Source organism: Monashia sp. NPDC004114, assembly GCF_053603855.1.
On sequence record NZ_JBSGGK010000011.1, the window covers coordinates 45,473 to 58,413 of the forward strand.

Consider the following 12,941-nt stretch of genomic DNA (forward strand, 5'->3'; position numbering starts at 1 on the left):
GCGCTTCCGCTATGCGGTGCGGCCGTCCGGCTTCCGCGCCTTGCGGGACCGGCTGAACCAGCCCCCCGAGCGCGCAGCGGCCTCCGCCGAGCGCTTCGCCTCGTCCTCCCGGACCTGCTGGAGCATGGTCTTCGGCGTGGGCGGCGGCCACTTCTCGGCTCGCGGGTCCGTAGTGTCCATGTAGAACTCGGTCCAGCCGTAGTCGTCGCGATAGCGCAGCTTGCCATCGCCGACGTAGTACCAGCCTGCAGGTTTCTCGGTCATGCCTCTCCCCCGAGCGCACGTTGACGGACAGGATTCGCCCCCCAGTCGCCCAATGTAGGGCCCGTGGCCCCGTCGAACCAGCAGTGTCGGAATAGTCGCTTTCAGCTGTGTCGGGTGAGCCGCGCGAGCCCGTCGATAGACTCGACGCGGCTCCTCGCGCTCCCCGCGGCGACGCGCGAGCCATGGTGTGCCGGGAAGTCTGGTCGGCGATCACGCACCCATCCGCTCGGAGGCTTCCATGGCAAGCGACCCGCACGCGTCGCCCGACCCGCACGCGTCGCCCGACCCGCACGCGTCGCCCGAGCGGCATACGTCGTCGGAACGCCTGCTGCGCCGCGGGACGTGGCACGAGGCCCGCTACGTCGCCGACCTCCTTCGCACGGAGACCGTGGGCGGCGCGCTGCTGCTCGGGGCCGCACTCCTCGCACTCGTCTGGGCCAACTCCCCCTGGCGGGAGTCGTATGCCGCTTTCGGCGACATCGTCGTCGGCCCCCCTGCGCTCCACCTCGACCTCAGCCTCAGCGCCTGGGCCGCTGACGGCTTGCTCGCGGTCTTCTTCCTCGTCGCGGGGATCGAGCTGAAGCGCGAGTTCGTCGCCGGTGACCTCGCCGACCGGCGAAAGGCAGCCCTGCCCATCGCCGCGGCGGCGTGCGGTGTCGCGCTCCCCGCGATCCTCTACGTCGTGACGGCGCTGACGCTCACCCGAGGCGACAGCGCGACCGACGTCGGCGGCATACTCCGCGGCTGGGCGACGCCCACGGCGACCGACATCGCGTTCGCACTCGCGGTGCTCGCCGTCATCGGGACGCACCTGCCGAGCGCGTTGCGGTCCTTTCTGCTCACCCTGGCTGTCGTCGACGACCTCATCGCGATCACGATCATCGCGCTGTTCTACACGGAGTCGGTCAAGGTGCTCTGGCTCCTGGCCGCAGTCCTCCCGCTTGCCGCATGGCGAATCCTGCTGAAGCGCAAGCTGACCAACCCGTTCCTGCTCGCCGTCCCAGCCGTCCTCGCCTGGGTGTGCGTGCACTCGAGCGGTGTCCACTCGACCGTCGCGGGCGTGCTCCTCGGCCTGCTCGTCCCGGTGAACCGCGAGCATGAGGACGACCCGGACCGTCACTCGCTCGCAGAGCGGATGGAGCACCGGATCAGGCCGTTCTCGGCCGGGATCGCGGTCCCGGTGTTCGCGTTCTTCGCGGCCGGCGTGACCGTCGTCGGCGGCGGTCTGGCCGCAGCCTTCCACGACCCGGCAGCCATCGCCGTCATCGTCGGGCTCGTCGCCGGCAAGGCGATCGGAGTCTTCGGTGGCACCTGGACGGTCGCGCGGTTCACCCGCGCCGAGCTCGACGAGGACCTCTCCTGGACCGACGTCCTCGGCCTGTCTCTTCTTGCCGGCGTCGGCTTCACCGTCAGCCTGCTGATCAGCGAGCTCGCGTTCGGCAGCGGCACCGAGCAGGACGAGCACGCCAGGCTGGCGGTGCTCACCGGCAGCCTGCTGGCCTCCCTTCTCGCGGCGGTCGTCCTGCGCATCCGCAACGCGCACTATCGCCGCGTCGAGGTCCGCGAGGCCGCTGACCGCGACCACGACGGCATCCCCGACGTGTACGAGACGGAGGAGTCGGCGTGAGGACCATTGTTGTTCGTGGTCGGCCCCCGCTGGCGCTGCCTGCCATGTTTGGGTATGGCGAGCACAGTAGGGTGGCTTTCGGCGGGCGTATTTCGCGCTTCGCGACCCGAGAACCGAGGAAGTGAGCGATGAGCACCGATCCCCGGCAGGAGCGGACCCTCGGCCAGCTGGTCGCGTCCGCGACCCAGGACATCTCCCTGCTCGTGCGCAGCGAGATCGCCCTGGCCAAGGCGGAGATCTCGGTCCAGCTCAAGAAGGCCGGCACCGGTGGTGGGCTGCTCGCCGCGGCTGCGGTCATCGTCTTCTACTCCGTCTACTTCATCTTCACCACGATCGCCGAAGGGCTGAAGGCGCTCGGCCTCCCGGCCTGGGCGGCATACCTCATCGTCACGGTCTTCATGCTGCTCGTCGCGGCGCTGCTCGCCTGGCTCGGCGTGCGCAAGCTGAAGACGGTCAACCCCACGCCTGAGAAGGCGATCGCCAGCACCCAGCAGACGATCGAGGGCATCAAGGCTGCGACCGAGCACCCGGGCACCGTTGTCCCCGCGCCCCGCCCGCCGTGGGACCAGCCCAGCCTCCCGCAAGCGACGGCCGCCGCGCCCGCGACGCCGCCCGCACCTGACCCATCCCGCGACGCTTGACCGATCTCCGAAACCACCAACCGATGCCGGTCGACGCCGCCTTCGTCAACATCGAGGGCCCGTGGGAGCACCGCTACGTGTCGGCCAACGGCGCGCGCTTCCACGTCGCGGAGCTGGGCGACGGGCCGCTCGTGCTCCTGCTGCACGGCTTCCCGCAGTTCTGGTACACGTGGCGCCACCAGCTGGTGGCGCTCGCGCATGCCGGCTATCGAGCCGCGGCGATGGACCTGCGCGGCTATGGCGGATCCGACAAGCCTCCCCGCGGATACGACACCTACATGTCGACGCTCGACACCGCGAGTGTCGTGCGGGCCCTCGGCGAGAAGGACGCCGTCATCGTCGGCCAGGGGCTCGGCGGCTGGGTCACGTGGTGCATGCCGACCTTCCGCCCCGACGTCACGCGCGCCATCGCCTCCCTGTCGATGCCGCACCCGCGGATCATGCGCAGAGCCACGTGGAGCGACCGCAAGCAGCGGCGCGCATCGGGGTGGATCGCCGCGCTGCAGAAGCCGTTCGCTCCCGAGCGCGAGATGGCCCGCTCGCACGAGTACGTCGAGCGCCTGATGCGTTCCTGGGCCTCCCCCTTCGGGGCGTACCCGACCGACGAGGACATCGCGCGCTACGGCGACGGCATGATGATCCCCTTCGTCGCACACTCCGCCGCCGAGCACTACCGGTGGCTGGGCCGCTCGTCCGTCCGACCCGACGGACCGATCTTCATGCGTCGCATCCGGCACGCCGTCCGCGTGCCGGTGCTGCAGCTCCAGGGGTCCGACGACGGGTGCGTCCTGGCCAAGGCGACGCACGGGTCCGGCGCGTTCGTGCCCGGCGACTATCGCAGCCTCACGATCGACGGCGCCGGGCACTTCCTCTCCGAGGAGGCTCCCGAGAAGGTCAGCGCCGCCCTGGTCTCATGGCTGGACTCCCTTGCCTGACTTGGATTTCGACCTTCCAGACGCCGGCGGCGTCACGTGGTCGGTGTGCGTCCGGCGCGTCGAGGCGGAGCCGGGACAGGGGAGTCGGGGAGCTCGCTCGACGAGTCCCCTGGACTCCGGTATGCCGCTCGGGGTCGTCGGCGGCGACGTGCCCTTGCGCACCGCGTCCGTGGGCAAGGTTCTGCTGCTCATCGAGACTGCACGCGCCATCGCGGCGGGCGAGCTCTCGCCCGACGAGCCACTCACCCGGACGGTCGACCTGTGGGTCGGTGACTCAGGACTGTGGCACACCCTCTCGGTCGAGACCCTCCCGCTCATCGACGTCGCGGCGCTCGTCGGCGCCGTGTCCGACAACCTTGCGACGAACGTCCTGCTGCGCCGGGTCGGGCTCGCCGAGGTCGCAGCGCGCGCCACGGCCCTCGGGCTGCGCGCGACCGCTCTGCACGACCGGGTGCGCGACGTGCGGTCGGCCGAGCATCCGGCGACGCTCTCCACCGGCACCGCCATCGAGCTGAGTGCGCTGATGAGCCGAGTGGCCGCTGGAGCCGCAGCGAGCCCCGAGGCGGATCGTCTTGTGCGCCAGTGGCTCTCGGCAAACGTCGACCAGTCGATGGTCGGGTCCGCGCTAGTGGAGCAAGGCGGCATGGACCCGATCGCACACCATGTCTCGCTCGGGGGCAGTCCACTGCTGTGGAACAAGACCGGGACGGACTCGGGCGTCCGGGCCGATGTCGGCGGAGTCACGGTCGGCGACCGCACGGTGACGTGGGCCGCCATCGCCAACTGGGAGCCGGCGACCGGCACGCGCCTCGAGCCGCTCACCATCTGGGCGGTGCTCCGCGGCATGCGCCACATCGGCGAGAAGGTGCTCTCCACTCTCTGAGCGCGCGCTGTCGACCTTCCGCACTTGTCCTTCGTGGAGAGTCTCCAGCGTGCGGACCGTCGGACACACAAAGTCCGTCGAGGGCGCCGCAGCTGAGCGCAGCTCGGCGGTCAGGCGAGTAGATGGTATGTCCGAGCGAACCTGCCCACACTCGACGCGCTGACGTCACCGTCCTCTGGCAGACTTCGCTCGCCAACTCACCGAAACAGGGGCCCCTTCATGCTCAGTCGCCGCTCACTCGCGGCTGCCCTGACGGCCGCGCTCGCCGCGCCCGTCCTGGCCGTCTCCACCTCAGCAGCCGTCGCGTCCTCGTCGCCGACCGCCGCCAGCACCGCCACCAGCACCGCCACCACGGCCACCACAGCCGGCGCGCCGGCCGCCAGCGCATCGCCGGGCAACCGCCTGCACGCCAAGCCACTGCCGCGTCCCCATCGCGGCAAGACCGAGCACAGCAAGCACGCCCAGGGCAAGGTGCTCGTCGAGTTCAAGAGGTCCGCCTCGCAGGCGTCCCGTGACAAGGCGGTCAGGAACCGTGGGGCCAAGGCGGTCGGCAGGGTCGCGGGCACGGACGTCGTCGAGCTGCAGACGAGCGGTTCCGCCGAAGACCTCGCGAGCCGCCTGCGCGGCGACAGCCAGGTCGCCCAGGTCGGCCTCGACTACATCCGTACGGCGTCGGTCGCGCCCAACGACCTCGCCTATGCCTATGGCGACCAGCCGTACCTCAACACCGTGCGTATGCCGTCTGCCTGGGATCGTCAGAAGGGCTCCACCTCGCAGATCATCGCCGTCGTCGACACGGGCGTTTATGGCGGGCACCCCGACCTCGCGGGCCGGGTGCTCGCCGGCTTCAACGCCATCACCGACACGGCCATCCCGGCCGGTGCCGCGAGCGACGACAACGGCCATGGCTCGATGGTCGCCGGCATCGCGGGCGCCAACACCAACAACACGGAGGGCATCGCCGGCGTCGCCTGGAACGCCCGCATCATGCCCGTGAAGGTGCTCGACGCGCAGGGCGACGGCACCGACTCCGACGTCATCCAGGGCATTCGCTGGGCCGCCGACAAGGGCGCGAAGGTCATCAACCTCTCGCTCGGCGGCGCCGACGACAGCCCGTTCCTGCACGACGCCGTGACGTATGCCGTCTCGAAGGGCGCCGTGGTCGTGGCTGCCGCAGGCAACACCGGAGCTGACCAGCCCGAGTACCCGGCGGCATACGCCGAGGTCGTGGCTGTCGCCGCCACCGACAAGGACGGCCGCCTGACCGACTTCTCCACGCACGGCGACTGGGTCGACGTCGCGGCGCCGGGCTTCGACATCGTTTCGACGTGGCGCACGTACGACTACTACGTCGGCTCGGGCACGTCCTTCTCCGCACCGATCGTCTCGGGGATCGCGGCGCTCATCCGTGCGCAGTACCCCACGTACACACCGGCGCAGGTCGCGGCGCGGCTCAGGACGACTGCCCGCGACGCGGGCCCGAGAGGGATCGACCCCTTCTACGGGGCGGGCATCGTCGACGCGACGTATGCCGTCGGGGGCACGTGGGCGGCCGACTTCCCGCAACCGTCGGCCGGGGTGAACGAGCCCAACGACGTGCCGGCGAGGGCCGTCGTCATGGCCGACTCGGCCACCGGCGCCATCGGGGCCGAAGGCGACGTCGACTGGTATCGCTACGAGTCCGCGAGCGCCCGGTCTGTGGACGTCCTGGCGAGGCCCTCGGCGTATGAGCCGACCCTCGCCCAGAACGTCGACATGGTGGTCAGTGTCTATGACCAGGACCTCAGGCTGATCGGTGTGGCCGACTCTTACGCCGAGGGCGAGCTGGAGACCCTGTCCTTCTTCATGGGCAAGGGCACCTACTACCTGGCCGTCCGGAACTACAACGGCTCTCGTGACACGCGCACCTACTCCCTTGGAGTGGTGGACACCCCAGCCGGAGTCTTCGACCCGGCTGCGTCGATCTCGTTGCCGGCCGCACCGGCGTCGGCCGTTGCCGTCGGCGACGTCACCGGCGACGGCAGGGCGGACATCCTCGCGGGGCCGACCTTCACCAACACGCCGAGTGCGCCTCTCTATGTTCTGCCGCAGCAGGACGACGGCACGCCAGGTGCTCCAGTGCCGTACCAGACAGTGGACGCCGCACTGCCCAACAACATCGTCGTCTCGGACGTGAACGGCGACCACCGCAACGACGTCGTTCTGTCGACCAGTATCGGAGTGCAGGTCCTCACCCAGTCCGAGACCGGGACCCTCGAGCAGGCCGCCGTCGTGCCCGGGGCGACGGGAACGTACGTCGCGGCCGGCGACCTCGATGCAGACGGACGGGTCGACCTCGTGACGAGCTCGTACTCGGATGTCGCCACGCTGATGGCACAGCCTGACGGCTCGTGGCGGCGTACGACGGTGTCGGACTCCGGGGGCTACGAGATCGAGCTGGGTGACCTCGACGGCGACGGGCAAGTCGATGTCGCAGTGAAACTCAACAACACCGGCGTGCGTGTCCTGCACAACACCGCTGATGGATGGTCGGCCACGGACCACCTGGTCGGCACGAACTTTCCCACGCACGGGATCGAGGTGGCTGACATCACCGGAGACTCGCGAGCCGACCTCGTCGGCACGATCGGCGGCAACCCACCGAACTCCCAGCTCGTCGTCTGGCCCCAAGCCGCCGACGGCACCCTCGCCGGGCCGAGCCTCCTGCCCGTCGCCGACTCCCCCGAGACGGTCGAGGCAGGCGACATCGACGGCGATGGTCGCATCGACCTCGTGTCGGCACACGGCATCTTCCGAAAGGTCAGCGTGCTGACGCAGCAGGCGGATGGCACGCTCGCGAAGCCGATCACCTCCCAGATGGGTTACGCGGACTACATGCGGTTCTACAGCCTCGCTCTCGGTGACCTGAGCGACGACGGCCAGACAGACGCTGTGGTGGCATCGAACGCCGGAATCGACCTGTTGCGCAACGCCGGTGGTCCGACGTCTGGTGGCGAGCAGCTGTGGGTCCGCAGCACGACGCCGTCCGACTTCGGCTCGGGCATGACCCTCACCTACCTGCCGACCGTCACCTTCCAGCGCGACGTCGACCCGGCATACGTCACGAACGCGACCGTCGGAATCCTCAACGGTCGAACGGGCGCTCGCGTCCCGGCGTCCGTGACGTACGACCCGGCCACTCGGGTGGCGACCATCAAGCCGACGTCGCCGCTCTACGACGCAGCGCCCTACCGCCTGCTCGTCTCGGGGGTGAAGGACACCGACGGCAACCAGATGACGACGCCGATCACCTCCACCTTCCGGACGACGGACGTGACGCCGCCCGCCGTCGGCAGCTTCACGGCGACCGGCGCACTCCGGGCCGCGACCCTGGCATGGAAGGCGCCGGCGATCACGGATCTCGACGGCTACATCGTGCGGATGGCCACCGGCGCCACCCCGCCCGCGGACGTCAGCTCCGGCACGGCGCTCTACTCGGGCACCAGCACGGCGATGACCGCGAGCAACCTCACCGGCGCGGTCTACTCCTTCCGCGTCTGGGTCAAGGACCGCGCGGGCAAGCTGAGTCCCGCAGCGTCGGCCAAGCTCGTGGGCACCGCGGTGTCGATGACCTCGAACGTCACCTCCCTGACCTCGGGCGGTTCGGTCACGGTGAGCGGCAAGGTCACGCGGCGTGACACGGGTGCCGCGATCGCCGGCGCCCCGGCGGAGCTCTACTGGCGCCGGGTCGGGACGACCACGTGGACGCTTGCCGCGACACGCACGTCGAGCTCGACCGGTGCAGTCTCCTTCGCGCACAAGCCGACCGCCTCCGTCGACTACATGTGGGTGTACCGAGGGTCGACCGCCTATGTCGGCTCCAGCAGCGCGCTCCGGCGGGTCGGGGTCAAGACGGCGGTGACCGCCACGGCGAGCCGCACCTCGGTCGCCCTAGGCGGCACGTTCACGCTGACCGGGTCCGTGTCGCCGGCTCACGCGGGCAAGACGGTCTACCTCCAGCGGTATGCCGGTAACGGCACGTGGACGACCGTGACGAGCAAGGCGCTCAGCTCCACGAGCACCTACTCGTTCTCGGTCAAGCCGACCGCCCGCGGCACCGCGACCTACCGGGTCTACAAGCCGGCGGACACCGACCATCTCGCGGGCTACAGCCCCAACCGAGCCGTCAAGGTCACCTGACGCGTCTCGGCCATGGAACTGACCCCTCGACTGCAGAGCTGCTGCGTCGAGGGGTCAGTTCCATGGGGCCGTGACAAACCGGACGCGTCACGTTCCCGGCGCTGGTCCGTCTCTGAGAGTGGCAAGACCCGGACGCGTCTGGGTGCCCCACACGAACCGGAGGAGTCGAGTGACCGAAACTGGAGACCAGACCGGCGAAGAGCGATCCGAGTCCGAGCGTGGGCCAGGCATCTCTGCCTTGGCCGCCACATCCACCGCTGTGTCGGTCGGTTGGGGGCTGGGCGACAGGCCGGGGCGGCGGGTGGTAGTGGACCGCCGCTACTCGTCCTCGCCGTCCTCAGCCAGCGGCAGGTGAAGGGAAAACGTCGCGCCGCCTCCGGGCGTCTGGTCGACCGCCAACGTCCCGCCGTGCGACCGGACGATCTGGGTGACGAGCGCCAGGCCGAGCCCGAACCGGCGCCCCGCCCCGTCGTCCTTCGCCCGAGCAAAGCGGCGCGTCAGGTGGCTGAGGTCTGCCGCATCCACACCCGACCCTTGGTCAGCGACGTCCACCACCGCCTCACGTCCACGGGCCTCGACCCGCAGCTCCACCCTCGACCCGTCCGGCGAGTGCGCAATCGCGTTGTCGGCCAAGGCCAGCACTGCGCGACGCAGGCTCGAAGCGACCCCGTCGACGACGACCGGCCGACGGTGCGCGGCGTTCGGCCACGCGAGGGTCACGCCCGACTCTGCGGCATACGGCTCGAGCGACTGGCCGACCTGCTCCGCCACGTGGACGAGGTTCACCGCGTCCTTGGTCGCCTCGGTCGCGTCGAGCTGAGCCGACAGCAACAGGTCGGAGACGACGTCGCTCATCACCTTCGTGTCGGCGACAAGCTGCTCGACCTCCTGGGCCTCCTCGTCGCGGCCGCTGGCGCGCAGCCGGCGTCGCAGCATCTGCGCGCGAATGCTGATGACCGACAGCGGAGTCCGCAGCTCGTGGCTGGCATCCGCGACGAACTGGCGCTGCAGCTCCAGCGCCTCGGCCAGCGGTCGCACCGCGCGCCTGGCGGCGAGCAGGCCGACCACCGCCGACAGAGCCACGCCGAGGAGTCCCGCCACCGCCATGGACAGCAGGAGGTTCCGCTCCTGCTGCTGGTGCAGCCTGATGTCGTAGACCGCGGCGAAGGTCGTGCCGTGCCGCTCGACGCCGGCGGTCGGCCAGTCCCGGCCGTCGGAGATGACGGAGATCATGCGCGGCTCGGACGAGCCGGATGCCGTGGCTCCCCCGGATGCGCTGCCGCCGCCGCCCGGCGCGCCGGTCGTCCCACCCGAGCCGCCCGAGCCACCGGACGCCGCGGTCGTTCCGGCCGAGCCGTCGCGGCCGGCCTCGCGATCGACCGCCGTCTGGACCGCGGCCACGATGGAGGGCGGAGTGCCAGGGGTCGCGTTCGCACCGGAGGGCGTTACCTCGACCAGCCAGATGCCGGGCGGCGCGTCGCCGACGTCGTCGACCGTCTGCGCCGCTGCGATCACCTGCCGCCGGATCTCGGTGGCCTGCTGCCGGTCGAACAGGATACCCGCGCCCAGGATGGCCAGCAGCACCACGACCGCGGTCGTGATCCCGATGCGCGTCGCGATCGACCGGGCGGCTCTGGCGACCGGATCAGCTTTGGTGTCAGTCGATCTCGTCACTACGCCCCTAACCGGTACCCAACTCCATGGACCGTCTCGACAACGCCCTTGCCCAGCTTGCGGCGCAGGTAGTGCACGTACGTGTCGACGGCGCCGAGGGTGTCGGCACGGTCGAATGCACGGTCTAGCAGCTCCTCACGGGTGAACACCCGCCTCGGCCGGCGCGCCAGCACCTCGAGGAGCGCGGACTCCCGGCGCGACAGGACCACGTCCTGCCCGTTCCCGGTGACGCGCTGCTCCGCGACGACGAGCCGGCGCGTCCCAACGGCGAGCTCCGCCGACCCCGCCCCGAGCGGCCTCCGCAGCGCACGCAGTCGGGCGAGCAGCTCGTCGACGTCGAACGGCTTGACGACATAGTCCTGAGCCCCCGCGTCCAGGCCCTCGACGCGGTCCGCGACGGTGCCCCGAGCCGTGAGGAACAGGACCGGCGCGGCGACCCCCTTCGACCGGAGCCGCGCAACGAGGTCGACCCCCTCGATCCCGGGCAGGCCGCGGTCGACGACGAGAACATCCCACGGCTCGACCAGTCCGCGATGAAGACCCGACTGCCCGTCGCGGACGACCGAGACGGCATACCCCTCCTCGGTGAGCAGCTGCTCGAGCATCACGGACAGCTGGGGGTCGTCCTCGACGAGCAGCAGTCGCGCGCCGAGCGTCAGGTCGTCCATGCGGCCCACGATCTCCCCTCCGTCTCATAACTTTCTGAGATCTGCTCAGGACGATCGACCTCGTGAGCAACACTCTGGCATCTCCCGACCGGGCACGCGTCCCTACCCGCGCGGCTCGGGCGCTGCGGCGCGGAGCGGAGTTCCGGCGCTGGCGAACGCGCATAGCCGACGTGCTCGAGGTCCTGGCCATCAGCAGCGTCGTCGTCGTCGTGGTGCAGTTCCTCGCAGGGGGTGGGAGCCACGCCCTGCTCAGCGGCAACGTCGGCGACCGGCTGACGGCCGTCGGCCGGCTGACCGGCCTCGTCGCGATGGACCTGCTGCTGCTCCAGGTGCTCCTGGCCGCCCGTGTGCCCTGGGTCGACCGGGTCTACGGGATGGACCGCGCGCTCGCCGCGCACCGCATCCTCGGACGCATCACCGTGCCCCTCGTCCTCGTCCACGTCGGGGCGATCCTGCTCGGCTACGCCTCCGCGGACGGGCTGACCGGGCCGTTCGGCTGGCTGCGCGAGCTGCTCATCCTGGTCACGGGCGGTGACGACCTGCTCCTCGCCCTGCTGGCGACCGCCGCGCTCGTCGCGATCGCGGTCACGTCCGTGCGGATCGCGCGTCGCCGCCTGTCGTACGAGTGGTGGCACGCTGTGCATCTCATGGCGTATGCCGCCGTCATCCTCGCGGTCCCCCACCAGATCTCGCTCGGGACCGACTTCAACGCCTCCCTGGTGTCGCGTGCGTACTGGTGGACCCTCTGGGTCGTCGTCGCGGCGAGCGTCGCCTGGTGGCGGGTGCTGCTCCCCGTGGTCCGGAGCGCCCGCCACGGGCTGCGCGTCACGGCGGTCAGGCCGGAAGGCCCCGGCGTCTGGTCGGTCGTCGTGCGAGGGCGCCACCTCGACCGCCTCGACGTGCGCGCCGGGCAGTTCTTCAACTGGCGCTTCGTCACCCCCAGCCTCTTCTTCGCCGCCCACCCGTGGTCGCTGTCCGCGGCGCCCGACGGGCGGACGCTGCGCATCACGGTCCGAGCCCTCGGCGACCACTCCGAACGCATCGCCGACCTTCGACCGGGCACGTTCGTGCTCGTGGAAGGCCCCTACGGCGCCTTCACGACCCGGGCCCGGACCCGCCCGAAAGTGCTGCTCATCGCGGCCGGGATCGGGGTGACTCCGGTCCGCGCGCTGCTCGAAGAGCTCGTCCTCGAGGGCCATGCGGCACCTGGCGACGTGACCGTGGTCTACCGCGCCAACGATGTCAACCAGCTGCCGCTGCACCCCGAGCTCGAACGGCTCGCCTCGCTCGCGGGCCACCAGGTCCTGTCCCTCGTGGGTCCACCGGCGAGCGGCTCGGCCCTGCCCAGCCGCGCCGGCGGCCGTGGCTCCGACGGCGAGCGCCTGACGAGGATCGTGCCAGACCTTGCTGACCACGAGGTCTACCTGTGCGGGCCGTCGCCATGGATGGCGCTGGTACACAAGGCGATTCGAGATGCTGGCGTGCCAGCGGCGCACATCCACGACGAGAGGTTCGCCTGGTGAGAAGGACGACAACCGCCATCGTCGGAGCTGCGAGCGTCGGTGCCATCTGGGCGTCCTGGCACGCGGGCCTCGCGTCCGGACCCGGCCCACACGGGGAGGTCACCGTGGTCGCCGGGCCGCCGCAGCGGCATATCTCCTCGGCTGCCGGCCCGAGCCCAGCGCCGGGCTCACCTGCACAGTCGACGGCCCAGGGCGCCAAGCCCTCCCACCCGGCGTCCCCGTCGGCTGCGCCCGCGACGGTCGACGGCGCGCTCGTCGGGACGCCCTACGGCAACGTCCAGGTGCGCCTCACGCACGTCGGCCCGCGCATCACGGATGTCCGCGCGGTCCAGCTCACCGACAGCTCCCGCCACTCGGTCTCCATCAGCGCGTATGCCGCCCCGATCCTCCGGCAGGAGGCGCTCGCCGCGCAGTCGGCACAGATCGACATGGTGAGCGGGGCGACGTTCACGAGCGAGGGGTACCAGCAGAGCCTCCAGGCTGCGATCGACGCAGCCCACCTCTGAGCCCGCCACCACCACCCCGTCGAGTGGCCCCGCATTCACGC

At 70.7% G+C, this 12,941-nt stretch carries 10 protein-coding genes; 7 read left to right on the top strand and 3 right to left on the bottom strand.

What is annotated here, in order from left to right:
* Nucleotides 1-9: 9 nt before the first annotated feature.
* On the bottom strand, nt 10-264 hold the full coding sequence (locus ACWEOW_RS15065; protein ID WP_452270027.1) for a hypothetical protein: 255 nt from the start codon (nt 262-264) through the stop codon (nt 10-12).
* 238 nt (nt 265-502) lie between these two features.
* Here ACWEOW_RS15065 and nhaA point away from each other — a divergent pair, with 238 nt between their 5' ends.
* The 5 genes from nhaA to ACWEOW_RS15090 all read left to right on the top strand — a co-directional run bounded on the left by nhaA (nt 503) and on the right by ACWEOW_RS15090 (nt 8,529).
* Nucleotides 503-1,891, top strand: coding sequence for a Na+/H+ antiporter NhaA (gene nhaA / locus ACWEOW_RS15070; protein WP_452270028.1), 1,389 nt, complete (start codon nt 503-505; stop codon nt 1,889-1,891).
* Nucleotides 1,892-2,019: 128 nt separating this feature from the next.
* A complete protein-coding gene (locus tag ACWEOW_RS15075; RefSeq protein WP_452270029.1) occupies nt 2,020-2,532 on the top strand; it encodes a phage holin family protein in 513 nt (170 codons plus the stop codon).
* 23 nt (nt 2,533-2,555) lie between these two features.
* Entirely contained in the window at nt 2,556-3,467 is a 912-nt protein-coding gene (locus ACWEOW_RS15080) for an alpha/beta fold hydrolase (RefSeq protein WP_452270030.1), read from the top strand.
* Between the two features lies 1 nt (nt 3,468).
* Entirely contained in the window at nt 3,469-4,350 is an 882-nt protein-coding gene (locus ACWEOW_RS15085) for a serine hydrolase (protein WP_452270031.1), read from the top strand.
* Between the two features lie 219 nt (nt 4,351-4,569).
* On the top strand, nt 4,570-8,529 hold the full coding sequence (locus ACWEOW_RS15090; RefSeq protein WP_452270032.1) for a S8 family serine peptidase: 3,960 nt from the start codon (nt 4,570-4,572) through the stop codon (nt 8,527-8,529).
* A 318-nt stretch (nt 8,530-8,847) separates the two neighbouring features.
* Here ACWEOW_RS15090 and ACWEOW_RS15095 read toward each other — a convergent pair whose 3' ends face one another.
* Together ACWEOW_RS15095 and ACWEOW_RS15100 are read right to left on the bottom strand one after the other, a co-directional pair.
* Nucleotides 8,848-10,203 carry a sensor histidine kinase gene (locus tag ACWEOW_RS15095; RefSeq protein ID WP_452270033.1) on the bottom strand — a complete coding sequence of 452 codons (1,356 nt, stop codon included), beginning with the start codon at nt 10,201-10,203 and terminating at the stop codon, nt 8,848-8,850.
* Nucleotides 10,203-10,871, bottom strand: a complete 669-nt coding sequence (locus ACWEOW_RS15100; RefSeq protein ID WP_452270034.1) for a response regulator transcription factor — start codon at nt 10,869-10,871, stop codon at nt 10,203-10,205. The genes ACWEOW_RS15095 and ACWEOW_RS15100 overlap by 1 nt, the downstream gene beginning before the upstream one ends.
* A 62-nt stretch (nt 10,872-10,933) precedes the next feature.
* Here ACWEOW_RS15100 and ACWEOW_RS15105 point away from each other — a divergent pair, with 62 nt between their 5' ends.
* Both ACWEOW_RS15105 and ACWEOW_RS15110 read left to right on the top strand, forming a co-directional pair.
* Nucleotides 10,934-12,394, top strand: a complete 1,461-nt coding sequence (locus ACWEOW_RS15105) for a ferredoxin reductase family protein (RefSeq protein ID WP_452270035.1) — start codon at nt 10,934-10,936, stop codon at nt 12,392-12,394.
* Entirely contained in the window at nt 12,391-12,900 is a 510-nt protein-coding gene (locus tag ACWEOW_RS15110) for an FMN-binding protein (protein WP_452270036.1), read from the top strand. The genes ACWEOW_RS15105 and ACWEOW_RS15110 overlap by 4 nt, the downstream gene beginning before the upstream one ends.
* Nucleotides 12,901-12,941 lie beyond the last annotated feature (41 nt).